Annotated in this window: 17 protein-coding genes; 14 read left to right on the top strand and 3 right to left on the bottom strand. The window is 46.7% G+C overall.

Annotation, left to right across the window (positions count from 1 at the left end; genetic code table 11):
* Positions 1 to 29: 29 nt before the first annotated feature.
* The 6 genes from FTW16_RS21690 (at position 30) to FTW16_RS21660 (ending at position 6595) form a co-directional block, all read left to right on the top strand.
* Complete coding sequence (locus tag FTW16_RS21690) at positions 30 to 1040, top strand: ornithine carbamoyltransferase (RefSeq protein ID WP_017063666.1); 1011 nt, start codon at positions 30 to 32, stop codon at positions 1038 to 1040.
* A 484-nt stretch (positions 1041 to 1524) separates the two neighbouring features.
* Positions 1525 to 2454 carry an aspartate carbamoyltransferase gene (gene pyrB, locus FTW16_RS21680; RefSeq protein ID WP_004729720.1) on the top strand — a complete coding sequence of 310 codons (930 nt, stop codon included), beginning with the start codon at positions 1525 to 1527 and terminating at the stop codon, positions 2452 to 2454.
* 15 nt (positions 2455 to 2469) lie between these two features.
* Positions 2470 to 2934, top strand: coding sequence for an aspartate carbamoyltransferase regulatory subunit (pyrI, locus tag FTW16_RS21675; RefSeq protein ID WP_004729721.1), 465 nt, complete (start codon positions 2470 to 2472; stop codon positions 2932 to 2934).
* Positions 2935 to 3260: 326 nt separating this feature from the next.
* On the top strand, positions 3261 to 3749 hold the full coding sequence (locus FTW16_RS21670; protein ID WP_004729722.1) for an arginine repressor: 489 nt from the start codon (positions 3261 to 3263) through the stop codon (positions 3747 to 3749).
* Positions 3750 to 3924: 175 nt separating this feature from the next.
* Positions 3925 to 5754 (top strand): protein-disulfide reductase DsbD, encoded by a 1830-nt coding sequence (locus FTW16_RS21665; RefSeq protein ID WP_146492408.1) that lies wholly within the window; start codon positions 3925 to 3927, stop codon positions 5752 to 5754.
* Between the two features lie 211 nt (positions 5755 to 5965).
* Complete coding sequence (locus tag FTW16_RS21660; RefSeq protein ID WP_012604978.1) at positions 5966 to 6595, top strand: response regulator transcription factor; 630 nt, start codon at positions 5966 to 5968, stop codon at positions 6593 to 6595.
* Here the strand turns inward: FTW16_RS21660 and FTW16_RS21655 are convergent.
* On the bottom strand, positions 6592 to 8343 hold the full coding sequence (locus tag FTW16_RS21655; RefSeq protein WP_146492407.1) for a potassium/proton antiporter: 1752 nt from the start codon (positions 8341 to 8343) through the stop codon (positions 6592 to 6594). The two genes, FTW16_RS21660 and FTW16_RS21655, sit on opposite strands and share 4 nt — an antisense overlap.
* Before the next feature lie 438 nt (positions 8344 to 8781).
* On the opposite strand from FTW16_RS21655, the gene FTW16_RS21650 reads away from it, so the two are divergent.
* From FTW16_RS21650 to FTW16_RS21635, 4 genes are all read left to right on the top strand, one after another.
* Positions 8782 to 9048: a DUF4212 domain-containing protein gene (locus FTW16_RS21650; RefSeq protein WP_010435433.1), complete on the top strand. Its 267-nt coding sequence runs from the start codon at positions 8782 to 8784 to the stop codon at positions 9046 to 9048.
* Positions 9049 to 9058: 10 nt separating this feature from the next.
* Positions 9059 to 10762 (top strand): sodium:solute symporter family protein, encoded by a 1704-nt coding sequence (locus FTW16_RS21645; RefSeq protein ID WP_017062715.1) that lies wholly within the window; start codon positions 9059 to 9061, stop codon positions 10760 to 10762.
* Positions 10763 to 10964: 202 nt separating this feature from the next.
* Entirely contained in the window at positions 10965 to 11351 is a 387-nt protein-coding gene (locus FTW16_RS21640; protein ID WP_146492406.1) for a hypothetical protein, read from the top strand.
* 12 nt (positions 11352 to 11363) lie between these two features.
* Positions 11364 to 12749: a class II fumarate hydratase gene (locus FTW16_RS21635; protein ID WP_146492405.1), complete on the top strand. Its 1386-nt coding sequence runs from the start codon at positions 11364 to 11366 to the stop codon at positions 12747 to 12749.
* 89 nt (positions 12750 to 12838) lie between these two features.
* On the opposite strand, the gene FTW16_RS21630 is transcribed toward FTW16_RS21635, so the two are convergent.
* Both FTW16_RS21630 and FTW16_RS21625 read right to left on the bottom strand, forming a co-directional pair.
* Positions 12839 to 16270 (bottom strand): PAS domain-containing hybrid sensor histidine kinase/response regulator, encoded by a 3432-nt coding sequence (locus FTW16_RS21630; protein WP_146492404.1) that lies wholly within the window; start codon positions 16268 to 16270, stop codon positions 12839 to 12841.
* A 131-nt stretch (positions 16271 to 16401) separates the two neighbouring features.
* Positions 16402 to 17607: a 3-phenylpropionate MFS transporter gene (locus FTW16_RS21625; RefSeq protein WP_146492403.1), complete on the bottom strand. Its 1206-nt coding sequence runs from the start codon at positions 17605 to 17607 to the stop codon at positions 16402 to 16404.
* A 190-nt stretch (positions 17608 to 17797) separates the two neighbouring features.
* On the opposite strand from FTW16_RS21625, the gene FTW16_RS21620 reads away from it, so the two are divergent.
* The 4 genes from FTW16_RS21620 to aroQ all read left to right on the top strand — a co-directional run bounded on the left by FTW16_RS21620 (position 17798) and on the right by aroQ (position 23214).
* The gene (locus FTW16_RS21620) at positions 17798 to 19630 is read left to right on the top strand and encodes a DUF294 nucleotidyltransferase-like domain-containing protein (RefSeq protein WP_146492451.1); all 1833 of its coding nucleotides are present in this window, start codon (positions 17798 to 17800) and stop codon (positions 19628 to 19630) included.
* A gap of 11 nt (positions 19631 to 19641) precedes the next feature.
* Complete coding sequence (locus tag FTW16_RS21615; RefSeq protein WP_048663023.1) at positions 19642 to 20274, top strand: 3'-5' exonuclease; 633 nt, start codon at positions 19642 to 19644, stop codon at positions 20272 to 20274.
* Positions 20275 to 20492: 218 nt separating this feature from the next.
* Positions 20493 to 22442: an acetate--CoA ligase gene (gene acs, locus FTW16_RS21610; RefSeq protein ID WP_009844693.1), complete on the top strand. Its 1950-nt coding sequence runs from the start codon at positions 20493 to 20495 to the stop codon at positions 22440 to 22442.
* A gap of 322 nt (positions 22443 to 22764) precedes the next feature.
* Entirely contained in the window at positions 22765 to 23214 is a 450-nt protein-coding gene (gene aroQ, locus FTW16_RS21605; RefSeq protein WP_010435475.1) for a type II 3-dehydroquinate dehydratase, read from the top strand.
* Positions 23215 to 23217 lie beyond the last annotated feature (3 nt).

The raw sequence follows: 23217 nt of genomic DNA, 5'->3' as shown, positions 1-23217 counted from the left end.
AAGCGCCTAAATCTAAGAAGGAATACATCATGGCTTTTAACCTACGCAATCGTAACTTCCTAAAACTACTAGATTTCACTCCACGCGAAATTCAACACTTGTTAGATCTTTCTATGGAGCTAAAAAAAGCGAAGTACAACGGTTACGAACAGCCGACACTGACTGGCAAAAACATTGCACTTATCTTTGAGAAAACCTCAACTCGTACTCGCTGTGCATTCGAAGTCGCGGCATTCGACCAAGGTGCTCGCGTGTCTTACTTAGGTCCATCTGGCTCTCAAATTGGCCACAAAGAATCTATGAAAGATACCGCTCGCGTTCTTGGCCGTATGTACGATGGCATTGAATACCGCGGCTTCGGTCAAGAGATCGTTGAAGAACTAGGCGCTTACGCTGGTGTACCGGTATGGAATGGTCTGACTGACGAATTCCACCCAACTCAAATCTTGGCTGACTTCCTAACCATGACGGAATACGGCCGTGGTAAACAGCTACATGAAATCAGCTTTGCTTACCTAGGCGATGCTCGCAACAACATGGGCAACTCTCTGATGGTTGGCGCTGCGAAAATGGGTATGGACATCCGCCTTGTAGCTCCAAAGCAATTCTGGCCACAAGAAGAGCTACTAGCTCAATGTCGTGAAATCGCAGAACACACTGGCGGCAAAATCACGCTAACAGAAGATGTCCAAGAAGGCGTGCAAGGTTGTGACTTCCTATACACCGACGTTTGGGTATCCATGGGCGAAGCGAAAGAAGCATGGGCTGAGCGTATCAACCTAATGATGCCTTACCAAGTGAACATGGAAATGATCAAAGCAACAGGCAACCCACATGTGAAATTCATGCACTGCCTACCGGCTTTCCACGGCGAAGATACAACAGTCGGTAAGCAACTTGCTGCTGAATATCCGCAACTTAAAGATGGCGTAGAAGTGACAGATGAAGTAGTCGAGTCTGAATACTCAATCGTATTCGATGAAGCAGAAAACCGCATGCACACCATCAAAGCAGTCATGGTTGCGACACTAGGCAGCTAATAAATTAAAAAGTTACGAAGTTAAAAAGTTAAGCACTCACTTGTTCGCAAGACATTGACAAGTTAAGTGCAATAACAGGGAAATGCGGGTGGCATTCTTGGGATTTTGACCTTGGATAAAACCCGCATTTTTTTTCATGTACTAAAAAAGATTATTACCTGAAAAATCCTGAGATTCGCAGTTCCGACAAAGGCTTAAATGGAAGTTCCAAACGGACGTGATTTCGCATAAAAATCCATTAAATGAATACTTTACAGAAAGTATTGCATGGCCTTTTTATCTGAGTATAATCCTCCGCAATTTGTCTAAAGAGAGCAAAAAATGAACCGCAGTTCTGTCGCACATAATTGTCAAACTACACGCCAAAGAGTGGCGTTAGTGTCATTTTTATTTTGCTCTATTGATCGTTTCGAAGCCTCCTATTTTTAGGGGGCTTTTTTTTGTCCGCAATTTGACTGTATGCATAGAAAAAGGAAGACCCGTTATGGCGCATTCGTTATTTAACAAGCACATCATCTCCATTCCAGAGCTCTCTCGTGATGAACTGGAGCTTATCGTCGATACTGCAGCAAGACTCAAAGCAGAGCCAAACCCAGAGCTGCTGAAAAATAAGGTGGTTGCGAGCTGCTTCTTTGAGCCTTCAACTCGAACTCGCCTTTCATTTGAAACCGCAGTTCAACGCCTAGGTGGCACTGTCATCGGTTTTGATAATGGCGGTAACACGTCATTGGCGAAAAAAGGCGAAACACTTGCCGATTCGGTGCAAGTTATCTCTTCTTACGTTGATGCCTTTGTGATGCGTCATCCACAAGAAGGCGCAGCACGTTTAGCCTCTGAGTTCTCTAACGGTGTGCCAATTGTGAATGGTGGCGATGGTGCCAATCAGCACCCAACGCAGACCTTGTTGGATCTATTCTCGATTTACGAAACGCAAGGCACGCTCGACAACCTCAATGTGGCATTCGTTGGTGACCTAAAATATGGCCGCACCGTACACTCATTGACGCAAGCACTATCAAAATTCAATAACGTACGTTTCTTCTTTATTGCGCCAGAAGTGTTAGCGATGCCTGATTACATCTGTGAAGAACTGGAAGAGATGGGTATCCAATACAGCACCCACAGCAGCATTGAAGAAGTGGTGCCTGAACTGGATGTCCTGTACATGACTCGCGTACAGAAAGAGCGCTTCGATGCATCGGAATACGCGCACATGAAGTCGGCTTACATCCTAACCGCCGATACATTGAAAGACGCTCGTCAAAACATGAAGGTGCTTCACCCACTGCCACGCGTCGACGAAATCACCACTGACGTTGATAAAACGCCACACGCTTACTACTTCGAACAAGCTGAAAACGGCGTGTATGCACGTGAAGCTTTATTAGCCCTAGTTCTAAACGACACTTTATAAGCAGGAGATACAGTCATGGTTAAACAAACTCAGCTACAAGTAGAAGCGATCCGTAACGGCAGCGTCATTGACCACATCCCTGCTCATCTTGGGATTAAAATTCTCAAACTGTTCAAGCTGCATAAAACAGAGCAACGCATCACGATGGGGCTAAACCTGCCATCATCAGCGCTCGGCAACAAAGACCTAATCAAGATTGAGAACATCTTTCTGACCAAGGAACAAGCCAATCAATTGGCTCTGTACGCCCCACAAGCGACAGTGAATCAGATTGAAGAGTACAAAGTGGTCAACAAGCTCACACTTGTGCTGCCAGAACAAATCAACAGTGTGTTCGCCTGCCCAAATAGCAACTGTATTTCACACGGTGAACCTGTCGAAAGTAGCTTTAAAGTGCAGCTAAAACACGAAAACGTACAGTTAAAATGTCACTACTGTGAAAAAGTATTCTCTCGCGAGATCATGAGTGAAATTCGCTAACCCTTAGCGCTATTACCTCCGCAACAAAAGCCCTTTATAGTTTATGGATATTTATTCCCAACACGGAATAAATATCCATTTAACCAAAGAATAAAACTCCACAATAAAAGCAATTAACCAGAATTTTGTTTGGTGATCACCTTCAAAAAGATAACTATCCTTTAGTGGTAGACTCAATGCATAGATGATCATACATCTCGCATACCCTCCCTCTTATTTCGGGGTTCATCGGTAAGCCCTAATTAACAATCGTACTCTACGGCTTTGGGAGTGCGTTCTGCGCTATGGACAAGCGATATCAACACGTTGACCTTAAGGAGTTGTTCATGAACCAAATCACTGAGCACGGTTGCTTGTATTCAGCTGAAGATAAAACACTGACTGCCGCGTGCAAACGCTTACTACAACAACAAAGCTTCTCGACCCAGAATCAACTGCGCGAGAAACTCGTCGACATTGGCTATACAGGCATTAGCCAATCGACCGTCTCTCGCATTTTGTCACAGCTTGGCGTTGTCAAAATTCAGAATGCCTGTGGCAAAAAGGTTTACTGCATCACGGTTGAAAGCGCGCCTGTGCGTGTCGATGCCTCAATCTCATCACAAATCGAATTAATTACTCACAACCAAGCGATGGTGATTGTAAAAACAAACCCTGGTTGCGCACAGTTGGTCGCAAGATTAGTCGATATCGACCCACATACCGAGATTATCGGTACGGTTGGCGGCAATGACACCGTGCTCATTATTCCGAAAGACACGATGAACATTGATGCTTGTGAACAAGTAGTAAGAGCACGCTTAGGTGTTGCCTAAATGTCTTATTGGCAAGGGCTGTTCACTGCAGTTGCGCAGCTAACCCTCTCTCGACTGCCTAAGAAAGTGGCTCACCCGCCCTAGCGGATATTTGCTGGTCGATGAAACTAATCACAAACTATTACGGTCTGATTGAGTTAAGATACCTTCAACTCCATTTTGATGACTAAATAGTATGCGACGACTTGCCACATTACTTTTTGTTTGCGTTTCCCTGTTCACCCAGCCTGCGTGGGCGCTTTTTGGAAACGACAACGCCGAGCCAAGCTTCGGAGGCAATAACAACGGTTTTGTCCCTGTAGACCAAGCTTTCCCTTTCAATTACTACCAACAAGACGGCAAGGTCCTTCTCGACTGGCAAGTAAAAGAGGGCTACTACCTCTATCAACATAGCCTCTCGTTCACTGGCCAAAACCTCGCTATCGGCAACGTTGAAATGGAAGATGGCCAACCACACCAAGATGAATTCTTCGGTGAGGTGAGCATTTATACTCAGCCGTTATTCGTGCAAGTTCCGCTACAGAGTTACCAAGATGGCTCACAGCTGGTCGTTAAGTATCAAGGCTGTGCAGATGCTGGTTTCTGCTACCCACCAGAAACTCGAGTAATCGACATAGCGCCGTTTGAAGCAACGGGTTCAAGCGACACTGCTGCCGACACTACCAGCAACCAAGCGAACACCGCACCACAAGTTGCTTCTCCAAAAGCAGATGTGGCAAATAACACGACACCACAATCAAGCGCACCCGTTTCAAAAGAAGCGAGCCTAGCCGATAAACTCGGTGACAGTTGGTGGACTCCATTATTATTCTTAGCACTCGGTGTTGGCTTAGCCTTTACGCCATGCGTTCTGCCTATGTACCCAATTCTGACGGGTATCGTATTGGGTGGCGGCAAGCTCAGCCAAGGTCGCGCTTTGATGTTGTCCTTCATCTATGTGCAAGGCATGGCGTTGACCTACACCTTATTAGGTTTAGTGGTTGCTTCTGCAGGCATGCAGTTCCAAGCTGCTATGCAACACCCTTACGTGCTGATCGCGCTGAGTGTTCTGTTCGTGGCGTTAGCGATGTCAATGTTTGGCGTTTATAACCTGCAACTGCCAAGCAGCATCCAAACTTGGCTTAACAATCAAAGCAACAAGCAGCAAGGTGGCAATAGCTTGGGCGTGTTCGCGATGGGCGCTATCTCTGGCTTGGTATGTTCACCTTGTACCACGGCGCCATTGTCAGGTGCGCTGCTGTATGTAGCTCAGAGTGGCGACCTATTTACCGGTGCGATTGCTCTGTATGCGTTAGCTATGGGTATGGGTATCCCGCTGCTCTTGGTTGCGGTATTTGGTAATAAGCTACTGCCAAAAGCAGGCAGCTGGATGGATAAGGTGAAGATCGTATTCGGCTTTATCTTGCTGGCAGCGCCTATCTTCCTGCTAGAGCGAATTATTCCTGAATTATGGGCGACGGTACTTTGGTCTGGCCTTGGCTTCATCGCCTTTGGTTGGCTTTACCACAGCAAAAATGCACTGCCATTTGGCGGCTGGAAACAGAGCGCAGTGGGCATCATCGCAATGCTCGGCCTATTCGCTTCTGCGCAACCTGCGTTGAATTACTGGTTTGCAGAAAAGAGCGTGATGGTTGAACAGCAAATCCAATTTGCACGCATCAACACGGTTGAAGAATTAGAAATCCAGCTCATCGAAGCCAAGAAACTCGGTAAGCCTGTGATGCTCGACTTCTACGCCGATTGGTGTGTGGCGTGTAAAGAGTTTGAGAAGTACACCTTCCACCAAGCTGATGTGGAAAACAAGCTTTCTGACTTCGTACTGCTACAAGCGGATGTAACGAGAAACATGCCTCAAGACATTGAACTGCTTAAACAATTACAGGTGCTCGGCTTACCGACGATTGAGTTCTGGGATGGTGAGGGTAACCATGTTCCAAATGCTCGTGTAACCGGTTTTATGCCTGCCGATGTATTCTTAAAACACATGCAAAACCACCAGCTATAACGGTAATGTTCACTAAAATATAGCCGAATCGAAAGCCGCACCGCCCCTCCGTAACGAGATGGCAGTGCGGCTTTTTTGCTATTCAGAGTAACGCTTTCTTATTCCGGGGATAAAAGTCGATATGGTTCAGACTTTTAATGCATAGATATTGTCCACATACTCAATCAGGATGATAATAAATATTAACTAAATTGTTAAAAGTATGAACGTCATGGACTCGACCTATACCATCATCATTGCTGATGACCATCCTCTCTTTCGCAACGCCCTGTTTCAGTCAGTTCATATGGCGATCAGTGGTGCGAACCTGCTTGAGGCTGATTCCCTCGATGCCTTACTGACTCTGCTAAAGAAAGAAGATGAACCAGACCTGCTGCTGCTCGACCTTAAGATGCCGGGTGCCAATGGGATGTCTGGCTTAATTCAACTGCGAGCTGAATACCCAGATTTACCGATTGTAGTGATCTCTGCCAGCGAGGATGCCAGCGTTGTCACTCAAGTGAAGAGCCATGGTGCCTTTGGCTTTATTCCTAAGTCGAGTGATATGCGTGAATTGGTCAGCGCACTCAATCAAGTGCTGAATGGCGACCCGTTCTTTCCTGAAGGGCTTATCACCAACAATGCAGCCTGTAGCGACCTTGCGGAAAAGCTTTCCACATTGACGCCTCAGCAATACAAGGTATTAGGGATGCTTTCAGACGGCCTGCTGAACAAGCAAATCGCGTATGAATTGAATGTTTCGGAAGCGACCATCAAGGCACATATGACAGCCATCTTCCGTAAACTGGATGTGAAAAACCGAACTCAGGCGGTTATCTTGCTACAAGAAGTCCACAACTAAGCTTCACTGATATCCTCTTCTAAAGTCGTCTTTGGTAAACATAAACCCAACCTGACGACTTTATGATCATCTATCTCTGCAACCACCCAAGTAATGTCATGCCACACAAAACTATCGCCTAATACAGGATGTGCACCAAGCTCTCGCTCAGCCAATTGTTTTAGCGTTATTTCTCGCTCTTCTTCCGAGCCCAGTTCAATACCATAACAATCACTGATCGCTGCAACCGATAGTTCGACATCCAAGAAGAAATCACCAAAGAATCGAGCGGTCTCTTCAGCTAGAGGAGCCTCACTGAATAGCGCACTTAAGCTATCTAGGTCTTTATCTTGACCAAGCACACATAAGATATCGTTCGCCTCTAGCACGGTACTGCCCGATGGGTGAAGCAAGGCATCCTTTCTAAACAGTGCAGTAATGCGCGTTCCTTCAGGCATAGACAAGCGCTTCAATGGTTCGCCCACACACCATTTCTCTTCTTTCAGCTTGTAGACAAACATCTCCCACTCACTGGTCGGATAAATCTCCATGCCGGTACGAGAAATTGGGGTTGGTGTCGGTGGTAAGGTCACCTGAGCCAACCTCGCAACTTTCATCAAGCTACCGCCCTGAACAATCAGCGAAACCATAACCACGAAGAAGGCGATATTGAAGTAAAGCTGGGCATTAGGCAGGCCAGCCATCATCGGGAACACCGCCAAAATGATCGGCACAGCGCCACGTAAACCTACCCAAGAAACAAACCAACGTTCTTTGGTGGTAAAGCTTCTGAACGGCAGTAAACCCAACCAAACAGACAACGGGCGAGCAAACAAGATCATACCGAAAGCCAATGCTAACGCAGGAAGTGCAATGTCCATCAATGTCGATGGCGTCACCAATAACCCCAGAACCAAGAACATCACGATCTGGCTTAGCCACGTCATGCCATCAAGAACATTAAGGATAGAGTGTCGAGAGCGAGTTGGACGATTACCAATGAACAAGCCAACGAGGTAGATCGATAAGATACCGCTGCCGCCAAGCATGTTAGAGAACGCAAACAGAGCCACACCGCCACTGAGCACCAGAATAGAGTAAAGACCATCAGCCAGTTGCACTCGATTGATAAGACTCCATAGCACCCAGCCCCCACCAAGACCGATAAGAGTGCCGATACCAAACTGCATCGCGAAGCTTTTCAGTAGGAAGTTCATCCCCATTTCAGCATCAGGAGTGCCCAGCAGCGCAATTAAGGTCACCGTCAGGAACACCGCCATTGGGTCATTGGTACCGGATTCGATCTCTAGGGTTGAGCCAACACGTTCATTGAGGCTCTGCCCTTTCAACAAAGAAAATACCGCAGCTGCATCGGTCGAACCCACAATCGCACCAACTAAGATACCCTGCATCAATGACAGATCGAACAGCCAAGCCGCCATTAAGCCCGTTAGGGTTGCAGTACATGCGACACCTATCGTCGCCAGCGAGAGCGACGGCCAAAAAGCGACCTTAAAGCTCGCGACCTTAGTTCGCATACCGCCATCAAGCAGGATCACGGCAAGCGCAAGGTTACTCACCAAGTAAGTGAGGGAGTAGTCGTCGAAATTGATGCCACCGGGCCCATCTTCACCGGCTAACATGCCAACGAAAAGGAAGATCAAAAGAATAGGAACGCCCAATCGAGAGGACACTTGTGAGAAAAGTACACTGATGGCGATGAGTACGGCACCAGTCAAAAATAAGTGATTAATGGTTATTGCGTCCAATTCGTTCCCCCAAAGAATAAAACTCGAGCTTTAAGCCTGTTGATCTTTTGCCACTAGCTTGTTGATCTTATGCCGTTAAGCAAGTCACAGCCGGTGAAAGTACCGTAGTTACTATAACAAACTTATGTTTCGCTTCGTGTCATAGGCAGGACTAAATACCGTTTCTCGGTCATTTAGTTGTTAAATTTTATGACTCGCCGCCTAATTCATACGTTTTTGTTAGACCTTAGGCTAATTTAACAACATTGCAACATCACATTTTTCTATGGTTATGCCTTCTAACTCCCATATTTCAGTGGATTAGCGCTAATAGCGTCCCGACTAAAGTTGCACAGATCACTTTACTTATCCTTGCTACATTCTAAATCGTAACATTACGTTAACACGGTAATTTTCTACAGAAACAGTTTCTACGGAAACGAAATAAAGGAGAAGGCAATGGCGTTCGAATCTACGGAACATGCTCAAGCCTACTGGAAGGAAAACTTGGGAATTATGGGAACACTGCTCGCGGTCTGGTTTGCAGTGTCTTACGGCGCTGGCATCTTATTTGTGGATGCCCTCAATACCGTTCAGTTTGGCGGGTTCAAGCTAGGGTTTTGGTTCGCTCAGCAAGGTTCGATATACACCTTCGTGGCGCTGATATTTATTTACGTTGTTCGCATGAATGCGCTCGACAAAAAATACAACGTACAGGAAGACTAGAGGCTAGAACATGGATATTCAAACTTGGACGTTTATTCTCGTCGGTATTACTTTCGCGGTATATATCGGCATCGCAATCTGGGCTCGTGCAGGGTCTACTAGTGAGTTCTACGTTGCTGGCGGTGGTGTACACCCAGTAGCAAACGGCATGGCGACTGCAGCTGACTGGATGTCGGCAGCATCATTCATCTCAATGGCAGGTATCATCTCATTCGTTGGTTACGACGGTGCAGTTTACCTAATGGGTTGGACAGGTGGTTATGTACTACTTGCACTATGTTTAGCACCTTACCTACGTAAGTTTGGTCAGTTTACGGTTCCTGATTTCATCGGTGAGCGTTACTACTCGAAAACAGCACGTATGGTAGCGGTATTCTGTGCAATCTTTGTATCGTTTACGTACGTTGCAGGTCAGATGCGTGGTGTGGGTGTTGTATTCTCTCGTTTCCTAGAAGTCGACATTAACCTAGGTATCATCATTGGTATGGGTATTGTGTTCTTCTACGCAGTACTTGGTGGCATGAAAGGCATCACTTATACGCAGGTAGCTCAATTCTGTGTCCTCATTTTCGCCTTCCTTGTTCCAGCAATCTTTACATCAATTATGATGACAGGTAACCCACTTCCACAAGTTGGTATGGGTTCTACGCTATCAGGCACAGATGTTTACTTACTTGATAAACTGGATGGACTCACAGAAGAACTCGGATTTACCGCCTATACCGAAGGTAACAAGAGCATGGTGGATGTATTCTTCATCTGTGCGGCTCTAATGGTCGGTACTGCAGGTCTTCCACACGTAATCATTCGTTTCTTCACGGTACCAAAAGTACGTGATGCTCGTATCTCAGCGGGTTGGGCTCTACTATTCATCTCATTGCTATACACAACAGCACCAGGTGTTGCAGCCTTCGCTCGTGTAAACATGATCGAAACAATCAACGGCCCTGACATGCAAGGTGTCGCAGCAGCAGATGCACCAAGCTGGTACAAAAACTGGGAAAGCACTGGCCTAGTGGGTTGGGAAGATAAGAACGGCGATGGCAAAATGTTCTACTCGGGCGATGAACGCAACGAGATGAAGATTAACCGTGACATCATCGTACTGGCTTCTCCAGAGCTAGCGAAACTACCAAACTGGGTTGTAGCACTACTAGCAGCAGGTGGCCTAGCAGCCGCACTATCAACTGCCGCAGGCCTACTATTAGTTATCTCGACATCGATTTCACATGACTTGTTGAAGAAAGGCTTCAGACCAAACATGACCGACAAGCAGGAGCTGTTAGCCGCTCGTTTGGCAGCCATGGTCGCGATTGTCGGTGCAGGTTACTTGGGTATTAACCCACCAGGCTTCGTAGCACAGGTAGTAGCGTTTGCCTTCGGCTTAGCCGCAGCATCCTTCTTCCCAGCGATTATCCTAGGTATCTTCTACAAGAAGATGAACAAGGAAGGCGCAATTGCAGGTATGTTGTCAGGTATTGCCTTCACAGCAAGCTACATCATCTACTTCAAGTTCATCAACCCAGCAGCAAGCACACCTGAAAACTGGTGGTTTGGTATCAGCCCTGAAGGCATCGGTACGCTAGGTATGTGTCTAAACTTCGTAGTATCGATTGCTGTAAACAAAGTAACAGCTGAAGTACCACAAGACGTACAAGATATGGTTGAGAACATCCGATACCCGAAAGGTGCTGGTGAAGCTCACGACCACTAAGCACGACCACTAAATAAAGATGTTTAGCAAAAAATGAATCAGTACTTACATTGTAGGGATTAGGTACTGAATCTCAGAAAGCCGATACGTTATGTATCGGCTTTTTCTTTTCCCGTTTCATTTTATAAAAAGACAAACAAAGGGTTGTTTTTAAAATCTCATTTGATAATAATTATCATTAACATCCAATAAAGAGATGCAAATGATGATGAAAGAACAGCAGGGTCTCTATTCGAGGTTTTACAAAGCACAAGATCGCTTTGTTTCATTAGAACAAGTGCAAGGCCATGAGCCATTTGTGATTCGAGACTACATCGAGTGCGCACTGACGCTTTCCGCTTACTATGAAAAGCACGCCGCCCAAGAAAACATCTTGTTGTGCGAGCTGTACCTGCGCCAAGTTTTCTTCCATTTGATTGAAGCGATTGAGTCTCCTGAGCGCAGTTTCGCCTTTCGTCATATCTGCCTAGACTCTATTCACTCACCACTATTTTATCTAAAACGCCATTACTGCCAGCAGCCTCAAGGCCAAGCGCGTTTTTTGAATCTCAGCCAAACACTACAACAAGTCCAAGCCCCACTTGGCTAACAAGGATAGAAGATGACCCTACAATATCGAATTGAGAAAGACAGCATGGGCGAAGTGAAAGTCCCTACTGATGCGCTATACCAAGCACAAACTCAACGTGCTGCAGATAACTTTGCTTTTAGTTCACACAAGATGCCCACCAGCTTCATTCAAGCATTGGCATTCATTAAACAGGCCGCCGCAGACACCAACGCTCAGTTGGGTTTATTGGAAGGTGATATTGCCAATGCGATTGCCGAAGCGAGCCAAGAGATCATCGATGGTAAATACCTCGATCAATTCCCGATCGATGTTTACCAAACTGGCTCTGGTACTAGCTCCAACATGAATGCCAACGAAGTGATTGCAACACTCGCTTCAAGAAGTTTGCAAGGGGACGTGAATCCGAATGATCACGTCAATATGGGCCAAAGCAGCAACGATGTGGTACCAACCGCAATTCAAGTCAGTGTCGCCCTTATGGCTGAAAACAAACTGCTACCGGCATTAACTCACCTTTCAGAAGCACTTACCGTTAAACAGCAAGAGCTGGCTGAGGTAGTAAAAACAGGCCGTACTCACCTAATGGATGCGATGCCCATTACCTTTGCTCAAGAGCTTGGTGGTTGGAAGTTCCAGATTGAACACGCCAAGCAAGCCATTCAAAGCAGTTTGCCAGCAATCAAGGCGCTTGCTCAAGGTGGCACAGCGGTAGGTACGGGCATCAATGCCGACCCACGCTTTGCCGATAAGTTTGCGAGTAACCTGTCTCAATCGACAAAGATCAGTTTTACCTCGAGTGAAAACTTCTTTTTTAACCTCAGCAGTCAAGACGCGATCGTTGCGTTTTCTGGTCAGCTTAAAACTGCAGCAGTTGCGATCCTCAAGATCTCAAACGATCTTCGCTGGATGAACTCAGGCCCGCTGGCTGGCTTAGGGGAAATTGAGTTACAAGCGCTGCAACCGGGCTCGTCTATCATGCCAGGAAAGGTCAACCCTGTGATTCCAGAGGCTGCAGCCATGGCGGCGGCGCAAGTGATTGGTAATGACACCACGATCACGATTGCTGGCCAATCGGGTAACTTCCAATTGAATGTGATGCTGCCGGTTATTGCTCATAACGTTCTAGAAAGCATAGAGTTGTTAGCAAACAGCTCAGTCGCACTGGCTGATAAAGCGATAGCTACCTTCACCGTGCGCCAAGACAATCTCGATTTAGCACTGTCAAAGAACCCAATTCTAGTGACAGCGCTCAACCCTGTGATTGGTTACCTAAAAGCAGCAGATATTGCCAAGAAGGCCTACAAAGAAGGCTTACCGATTCTTGATGTGGCAGAAAGAGAAACCGATCTTAGCCGAGAAGAACTCAGCAAACTGCTCAATCCGACCACACTGACACAGGGTGGTATTGCTGGTTAGCTAGTTACTTAAAAAGCGAATAGGCATTAACAATCCTTACTGAAACAAAAAAGGCCTCATCCGAGGCCTTTTCTACATCCGTTCATTAATTAGCTCACCCGATTTAAGACCGCTCTGAGTTTTAGCGGCTTGACGGGTTTAGCGATAAAGCTGAAGCTATTGGCTTTTATCGCTGCCAGCATGTCATCGGTTCTATCAGCACTGATGATGACCCCTTCAAAAGAGTCCCCAAGACGTAAGCGGCATTGCTGCAACACTTCGAGTCCAGTTCGACCATTATCGAGGCGGTAATCCGAGAAAATCACATCCGGGTGCCAATCATCATCGAGACACTGCAAGCTTTCGACTAAGTCGACGGCGGTCTTAACCTCACAGCCCCAACGACCAATCAGGTTCTCCATCCCGACCAAAATCTCGCGCTCATTATCGACACACAATATTTTCAGATGTTCGATGTCACTGGTCGCCATTGGCGTTGAAGCTTGCACAACTGGAGCCACTTTTTCTGCTCGAGCTAAGGTGATGGAAAAAACACTGCCTTGGCCCGGCCATGAACGCATCGAAATTTGATGACCAAGTACATGAGCAATACCTTTGGAGATGGCTAACCCTAACCCCAACCCTTGATCAGAACGCACTTGGCTGCCACGAGTAAATTCTTCGAAGATCTCTTGTTGCTTGTCTTCATCGATACCGGTTCCGTTATCCCACACATCGATTCGTACCTGGCCGTTCACTCGCCTTGCACCCAGGACCACTTTTCCTTCAGGGTTATAACGGAAAGCATTGGTCAAAAAGTTCTGAATCACACGCCTCAATAACTTAGGATCTGAGTGAATGAACAATGACGATGGGATCATCTGAAACTCAATTTTTTGTTGTCTCGCTAACGCGCTAAATTCCGCGTTCAAGTTGGTTAGCACATCGTGCACGGCAATCGCGTGAATGTTGGTTTCTAATTTCCCTGACTCCAAGCGAGAGATATCCAACAAGTCGCCAATCAGATCTTCTGCGGCCCCTAACGCACTCTCGATATGAGATGACAACTGCTTCACCTCTTGCTCTTTTGCCACCTCAGAAAGTGACGAAGCAAACAAGCGCGCAGCATTGAGCGGCTGCATTAAATCGTGGCTTACCGCGGCTAGAAAACGACTCTTGGATTGTGATTCTTGATCCGAAATCTGAGTTGCTTTTACCAAGCGATGGTTCAGTTTTTCGAGCTCTTGAGTTCGCTCATGTACTCTCGACTCCAAGCTTTCATTAGCATCTTTTAGCGCTTGCTCTGCTTGCCTAAATACCGTGATATCGGTAAAGCTCATTACAAAGCCACCACTTGGCATCGGGTTACCTTGCACCTCAATCACTCGACCATCAGGACGAATACGAGAAGAGGTGTGTCTAGTGCCTTGTTCAAGGTGATAAACACGGCGGCGAACGTGATCTTCTGGGTCACCCGGACCACACAAACCTTGCTCGGCATTGTGACGAATCACATCTGAAATGGGTCGCCCTACCTGAATCAAACCCGCAGGAAATTCAAACAGTTCTAAGTAACGTTGGTTCCACGCCACCAGCCTCATTTGCTTATCGATCACTGCGATGCCTTGACCAATGTGTTCAATCGCACCTTGTAGTAAACCACGGCTAAAATCGTACAGCTCAGAGGCCTCATCAACGATGGTCGCGACCTCTTCAAGCTGCATGTTTCTGCCCTGTAAAGCAGAAGTAAGTACTAACTTAGCGGAAGAGGCACCGAATACACCCGCGAGTACGCGCTCTGCATGTCGAATCAAACTCGCAGGTGCTTGTTGATTGGGAAGCAGCGGTTGTCCGTGTTGTTGCCAATAGCTGTGTAAGGCGCTTTTCGCTCGCTTTCGACCGACAAAGCGTGATGCCAACATCTCTAGTTCCGCAACCGTCACACGATTCTGGTAAAGGCTGATGTTTTCATTCTCAGGCAGCGGTGTACCAACAAATGCTGCTGATTGTAAGCGCTCACTTAGGCTTGGTCTTGTCGACATCGAAACCACGGCATAGCACAAGGTATTAAGCACAATACTCAGCACAATTCCCCAGTTTGAACTACTGATATCCCAACTGCTGAGCAACTCTGGTGGCGTGATAATCCACAGTAAAAGGTTACTTTGGCTGTCGCCTGCCAACATGCTAGTTTGACTCATTAGGGTGATAAGCCAAATCAACGAGCCCACCATTAAGCCGACGTACACACCCTTGCGGTTACCCGGGCGCCAGTACAAACCACCAATCAATGCTGGCGCGAATTGAGCAATCGCAGCAAACGAAAGAAAACCAATCGCTGACAGTGAATGAATGGTATCGAGAGCCTGATAAAACAGCCAAGCACCCAGTAACAGCAGTAAAATTAGCCCGCGACGAATCACTAATAACAGGCCAGAAAAGTGTCGATGTGTTCTTTGGGTTAGACGCATACGGCGCAGTAGCAATGGCATCACTAAGTCATTCGATACCATGATCGCCAGTGCAATGGTCGATACAATCACCATGCCACTCGCCGCAGAAGTACCACCAAGGAAAGCTAACAATGCAATGTGATTAGCGCCTTCTGCCATTGGTACACTGATCACGTAGGTATCCGCAGGCATGCCAGTAAGTAGCCCTTGCCCTGCCCAAGCAATTGGCAGCACGAACAGTCCCATCAAAATCAGGTAAAGCGGAAATAACCAGCGAGCGGTATGCAAATCTTGCGGACGTTCGTTCTCTACCACCATGGTGTGAAATTGACGCGGCAGACAAACAATCGCCAACATGGTTAAAACGGTATGAATAATTAATGTCGGAATATTGGGCGATTCGTAGGTGGAAGCAGCCACATCAAGCAAATCAATTTTATCGCTGCTCAACGCCAGATACATGATGAATAAGCCAACAATCAAAAACGCCGCCAGTTTAACGATGGATTCAAACGCTACCGCCATCATCATGCCACGGTGATGCTCTGTGTTATCAATGTGCCTTGTACCAAACAGCATGGTAAAAATGGCCAAAGCACCGACCACGAACCAAGATACGTGATAGTCCTGATAACCGAAATCAGCCGCTAGGTTTGGCGCAACAATATCCAGCCCCATGGTGATACCACGCAATTGCAGAGCGATATAGGGAAGGATACCGACCACTGCAATAACGGTCACTGCTACCGCTAAGCCCTGAGATTTTCCGTAACGAGCCGCGATAAAGTCGGCAATGGAGGTGATGTGTTCACGCTTCGCAATCAAGATCAACCGCGCCAAGATCCGCCACCCTAGTGTAAAGACCAGAATCGGCGCGAGATAAATGGGCAAAAAGGACCAAGGATTATTGCTCGCCTGCCCGACCGTTCCATAGAAAGTCCAAGAGGTACAATACACTGCAATCGAAAGGCTATAGATCCACGGGCGCCAACGCGATAGCCAACGAACCTGCCGGTCTCCATACCACGCGATCAGAAACAACACGCCCAAGTAAGCTAAAGAGACTGGAATTACTACCCATCCTTGCATTGAAAACCCTTTCTTCATCCATAAAAAAACCTCTCCATAAGGGAGAGGTTTCATTTAACTAGGGAAGTGCGTTTAACTCAATCGCATCGCTTAAATTCTGTGCTTTGGGCTTTAAATATCAGCCGTTGCCGTTAACTATGTGCTTCAGATTGCTTTGAATCCGAGTTTTCCGCGTCTGTTTGATTAATCTCAACCACGGAGCTTCTTTCATCCAGTTTGATGAACAGTGCCAGTCCACCCATCGCAGCCATCGCCCAGAAGATATTGGCACCCCACAACTCATAGCCCCAACCACTTAGTGTTGTCATTAGAGCAATGAATGCGCCTAACGGAATTGCGTTGTACAGAGCTTGTAATGCCACCATCTTGTTCTGTTCTTCAGATTGAATGTATTGAATCGCAGCGATGTGTGCCATCGCAAAGGTCACACCGTGCAGTAGTTGCACTAAAATCAGAGCAGCAATGGCCGTGGTTGATGCTGTGATACCCCAACGAGCCATCACACCTAATGCCGCCACAACAAACAAAGTACGTAACGTCAGCCCAGAAAACAGTCGCTTGCTCAGAGCAAATACTGCGACTTCGGCAACCACACCCAAGCTCCATAGGTAACCAATGATGGCTTCAGAGTGCCCCGCTTCTTTCCAGTAAATCGCACTAAAGCTGTAATAAGCGGCATGGCTACCTTGCAACAACGCCATTAAGGCCAAGAACTTCACAACAGAAGATTCTCGCAGCAGTTCACCTAGCTTAGGGCGAACGGCCTGTTGTTGAGAGTGTGTCACCGGCATCACGTTCGGATTTCTCATCGCCAACACTAATGACACCAGCACACCGGCAAACGCCGTGTACAAGATCATGTCCGTGCCAAATTGCGCGACCAAGTAACCCACCACAGTCGAACCTGCGATAAAGGCAATCGAACCCCATAAACGAGTTCGTCCGTAGTCGAGCATATTAAGACGACTGTAGTGGTTAGCCATCGCATCCGAGAGCGGGATGATCGGCCCATAACAGAGGTTAAACAGCACCGTTGCCAACAGCATCAATATAAAGCTGCCGCCAGTGAAAAAGTGGAAGCCAACAAACAGCAGGGCCGCAAAACTCAACCAACGCAGAGCCGGCATCAAGTGTTCAACTTTATGGAGACGAGGCGTAATCACGAGGTTTGCCACACAACGCGTCGCAAAACCGATACCAATTAAGACACCAATGTCTCCTGCAGAAACGCCTTGGTCTTCAAACCACAGCGCCCAAAATGGCAAGTACACGCCATACGCAAAAAAGAAACCAAGAAAATACTGAGAGATCCAGCCATAGGGTGAAGGGCTAAACATAAATAACCTATAAAGTGTGCAGAAAAAGGCAGCACCAATTATGCCTATCTCACATACGATGAAAAAGGGAATAATTACGGGGATAGTATTCCTATATTCAATTAGTTTGGATATAGGATTTAGACTAAAGTCGTCTGGAGCTTCGCTGGTATTTTGTCAAACTGATTAAAGACTCCCATTTCTTCTTGTGATGCTTATGCCTGACAAATTTAATATGCAGCACCCACCCTTCGATAGCCTGTCCGACATCGAACAGTTGAAGCTGCGATCTTCATTAGACGTGGTGTATTACCGTTCTCAAGAAGTGATACTGGAAGCTGATAGGCCGAACAGACACCTGCACATCCTGATCAAAGGAGCCGTTGAAGAACGCGCCAGCAGTGACGGCGAGATTTACGCACATTATGCCAATGACGATATCTTCGATGTACGCAGTCAGTTTGAGCCTCACACCAAACACCAATATATCGCGCTTGAAGATACCCTAAGTTATCTACTGCCAACCGATATCTTTCTCGAGCTTTACCACGCCAATGGCCAGTTTGCCGCTTACTTTGATAGCAACCTCTCGACCCGAAAAGCATTGATTGAAGCCGCTCAGCAACAACAGAATCTTGCCGAGTTCATACTGACCAAAGTGGACGGCTCTATTTGTCACCCTCCACTGATACTGGAACCCGACCAACCTATCAACCAAGTCACTCAAACCCTTAAAGAACAAGGGTTAGACTCGGCCTTAGTTCATTTAGAACATGATGATCCAAAAGCTTTTGGATCATCATGTACCCTTCCGTATGGAATCGTCACACGGACCAATTTGTTACATGCGGTGATGCTCGATAATCATCCGCTCGATACCGCGGTTGGCGAGATAGCAACGTTCCCGGTACTGCACGTTAATCAAGGGGACTTCTTGTTTAACGCCATGATCACCATGACCCGAAATCGCGTAAAAAGGCTGATGGTTTGTGATGGTACAAATGCTGTTGGTATGGTGGATATGACGCAGATTTTGAGTGCATTCTCCACACATTCTCACGTTCTCACTTTGCGTATTGCTCGTGCCACCAGCGTTGAAGAATTGGCAATGGCTTCCAACAAACAGCGTCAATTGGTCGAAAGCCTACTCAGTAATGGCATTCGTACACGCTTTATCATGGAGCTAATTTCTGCGGTCAACGAACAGATCATTGAGAAGGCTTTTGAGTTGATTATCCCACCTGCACTGCACAATCATTGTTGCCTGATCGTGCTGGGTTCTGAAGGGCGCGGGGAGCAAATCCTCAAAACCGATCAAGACAACGCTCTGATTATTCAAGATGGTTTGGAATGGCACCAATGCCAAAGTGCCATGAACGACCTCACCCATACCCTTCAACAATTGGGTTACCCGTTATGCCCGGGCAACGTGATGGTCAACAACCCGAAATGGGTGCATTCAGAGCAAGAGTGGAAACAAACCCTCACCCGTTGGGTAAGAAAAGCCACGCCAGAGACAGTGATGGATATCGCCATCATGGCGGACGCACACGCTGTGGCGGGTAACAGGGAACTACTCAAACCGGTCAAGCAGCACTTGAGTGATTTGATGCTCGGACAAGAATTGATTCTGACCGAGTTCTGCCGCCCTGCTCTGAACTTCTCGGTTCCCCTGACCCTGTTTGGTAATGTGAAACAATCCAAGTCAGGACTCGACATCAAACAAGGCGGTATTTTCCCAATTGTTCACGGTGTGAGAGCGCTAAGCCTTGAACATGGTGTGACAGTCAATAACACCTTTGAACGCATTGAGCACCTCGTGAACAAAAAGGTACTAGAGCAAAGCACCGCGGATAACCTCAATGAAGCGCTCAAGCAGTTCTTTAAGTGGCGCTTATCACAGCGCCTATCGCAACAGCACAGCAGCAATAAAATCGACGTCAAACTGATGGAGCGAGCAGACAGAGATCTGCTTCGTCATAGCCTGCACGTGGTGAAGAAATTCAAGCAATGGCTCGGCTACCACTATCAGATACGGGATTAGGCCATTGAACGATGAATAGGTTGGTTCGCTATTACTGGCATCACAAGCTCAAAGGCTCTCTCTATCAGCCTCTGTTTACTGCGCCTATTGATCATGAATATGTATCACTCGATTGTGAAACCACCAGCCTAGACCCCAATCAGGCAGAATTAGTCACTATTGCCGCGACCAAGATCATCGGTAACCGAATCATTACCAGCCAACCTTTTGAAGTCCGATTGCGCGCCCCTCAATCGCTCGATTGCAATTCAATAAAAATCCACCGCATTCGTCATCAAGACCTAAAGCACGGTATCGAAGAAAAACAGGCTTTAGTTGAGCTACTGAACTTCATTGGAAATCGTCCTTTAGTCGGCTATCACATCCGTTATGATAAAAAAATTCTCGACCGCGCCTGTTTAAAACAGCTTGGATTTCCACTGCCTAACCGATTAGTCGAAGTGAGCCAACTCTATCAAGATAAGCTCGAAAGACAGCTGCCCAATGCCTATTTTGATCTCAGTATGGACGCCATTTGTCGCCAGCTCGATTTACCTATTCCGGTCAATAAACATGATGCATTACAAGACGCTATCTCCGCTGCGCTGATCTTTGTGCGCCTAAAACATGGTGACCTGCCCCGTTTCAACTCTTCTTATTCTTAATTCAACCACTGGCGCTTCACATAGAGAGCAACATCTCAAAAATGAACTTAACTCGCTATTTTGTAAGTGAAAAGCAGCGTCTCATCCTAAAGTCTAATTGTGGAAATCGCCGTCCTAGCCGAGAGTGATAACACAAAGACGGTTCTGTAATAGACCTAGAAACTGAACACAAAGGAAGTTGCCAGTTCATTAGGAATGTAGGCACAAGGAGAGATGCAATGAGTGAAGCCCACGTTTATCCGGTAAAAGAAAATATTAAATCAACCACACACGCGGATAATGACACTTACCTAGCCATGTACCAGCAATCTGTTTCTGACCCTGAAGGCTTTTGGGGTGAACACGGAAAAATCGTTGATTGGATTAAACCTTTCACACAGGTAAAAAATACTTCTTTCGACCCAGGCCACATTGATATTCGCTGGTTTGAAGATGGCACGCTTAACGTTTCGGCTAACTGTATCGACCGCCACCTTGCTGAGCGCGGTGATGAAGTCGCTATCATCTGGGAAGGCGATGACCCGGCTGATGATAAAACTCTAACTTTTAATGAACTACATAAAGAAGTGTGCCTGTTTTCAAACGCTCTGAAAGAGCAAGGCGTACGCAAAGGTGATGTGGTTTGTTTATACATGCCGATGGTGCCAGAAGCAGCAGTAGCAATGCTGGCATGTACCCGTATCGGTGCGGTGCACACGGTAGTATTTGGTGGTTTCTCACCAGAAGCACTGTCTGGTCGTATTATCGATTCAAATTCTAAAGTCGTTATCACTGCCGATGAAGGCGTGCGTGGCGGCCGTGCGGTTCCACTGAAGAAAAACGTCGATGAAGCTCTGACTAACCCTGAAGTTAAGAACATCGAGAAAGTTGTGGTATTCAAACGTACTGGTGGCGATGTTGCTTGGCATGAACACCGTGATGTGTGGTGGCACGATGCTATTGCTAATGTATCTGCAGATTGCCCACCAGAAGAGATGAATGCAGAAGATCCACTATTCATCCTTTATACGTCAGGCTCAACAGGTAAACCTAAAGGGGTTATGCACACCACTGGTGGCTACCTTGTTTATGCAGCAATGACATTCAAATACGTATTCGACTATCAAGAAGGCGAGACTTTCTGGTGTACAGCGGATGTGGGTTGGATTACGGGTCACACATACCTTGTATACGGGCCGCTAGCTAATGGTGCAAAAACCATTCTGTTTGAAGGCGTGCCGAACTACCCGAACACCAGCCGCATGAGTGAAGTGGTCGATAAGCACCAAGTGAATATTCTTTATACTGCGCCAACGGCTATTCGTGCACTAATGGCGAAAGGCAACGAAGCCGTTGAAGGTACTTCTCGTGACAGCCTAAGAATCATGGGCTCAGTGGGTGAACCTATTAACCCAGAAGCGTGGGAATGGTACTACAAAACAATTGGTAATGAGCAATCTCCAATTGTCGATACGTGGTGGCAAACTGAAACGGGCGGCATCTTAATCGCACCGCTACCGGGCGCAACCGATCTAAAACCAGGTTCAGCGACGCGTCCATTCTTCGGTGTGCAACCGGCGTTAGTTGATAACATGGGTAATATCATTGAGGGTGCAACAGACGGCAACCTAGTGATTCTAGATTCTTGGCCGGGCCAAATGCGTACCGTTCATGGCGATCATGACCGCTTTGAACAGACTTACTTCTCTACATTTAAAGGCATGTACTTCACCAGTGATGGCGCTCGTCGTGATGAAGACGGCTACTACTGGATTACTGGCCGTGTTGATGACGTACTTAACGTCTCTGGTCACCGTATGGGTACTGCAGAAATTGAATCGGCTCTAGTCGCGTTTGATAAGATCGCAGAGGCCGCGATTGTGGGTATCCCTCATGATATTAAAGGCCAAGCGATTTACGCTTACATCACGCTGAATGATGGCGAGTTCCCAACTGCTGAACTTCATAAAGAAGTGAAAGACTGGGTACGTAAAGAGATTGGCCCAATCGCAACGCCAGATGTGCTGCACTGGACTGACTCATTACCGAAAACTCGTTCAGGTAAAATCATGCGTCGTATCCTGCGTAAGATTGCTACCGGTGATACAGGTAACCTAGGTGATACCTCTACTTTGGCAGACCCAAGTGTGGTTGATAAGCTGATTGCCGAGAAAGCAGAACTGGCATAAGCAACCGGTCACACCCTGAATTACTGTTTAAAACAGACCTTACCTAAACCGTCACCTATGTGGCGGTTTTTTTATGGCTGATCTTGATCTCAAATATCCAGCCCCAAATTAAGGCTAAGGCGCTTTTTTGTTAAGTTGGTAACAATTCCACGCTGTATCAATAGGAGATTAGACCAGTAAATTGCTGCGATTTGCGCTGAATTAGCTATAATCTGGTTCTAATTTTTAAATTTGGGTTTTTCTCACTAGAAATTAACCGCAAATTTTCAATAAAATGGCAACATTCACGTTCGTAAACACGATAAAGGAAGATAGCCCCACGATGTCTACAAAGTTTCGCATTCTAGTTTTAAATGGCCCAAACCTTAACCTGTTAGGCCTAAGAGAGCCGGCACACTACGGTTCTCAAACACTTGACCAGATTATTAGCTCATTGACCGAGCAAGCGAAAGCACACGATGTTGAGCTATCTCATTTACAGTCAAATCGTGAGTATGAACTGATTGAAGCTATCCATAGTGCATACCAAAATGTTGATTTTATTATTATCAATCCAGCAGCCTTTACACATACCAGTGTGGCACTGCGTGATGCACTACTTGGAGTTGCAATCCCCTTTATTGAGGTTCACCTATCGAATGTTCACGCACGTGAACCATTCCGTCACCACTCTTACCTATCTGATAAAGCAGAAGGTGTGATTTGTGGCTTAGGTGCCCAAGGTTATCAATTTGCTTTGACCGCTGCGCTCAGCAAGCTCAACTCAAAGTAAACA

Source organism: Vibrio sp. T20, from assembly GCF_007858795.1.
Taxonomy (GTDB): domain Bacteria; phylum Pseudomonadota; class Gammaproteobacteria; order Enterobacterales; family Vibrionaceae; genus Vibrio; species Vibrio satsumensis.
Note: the sequence above shows the minus strand (reverse complement) of the source record. Positions and strands in the feature narration are given on the sequence as shown.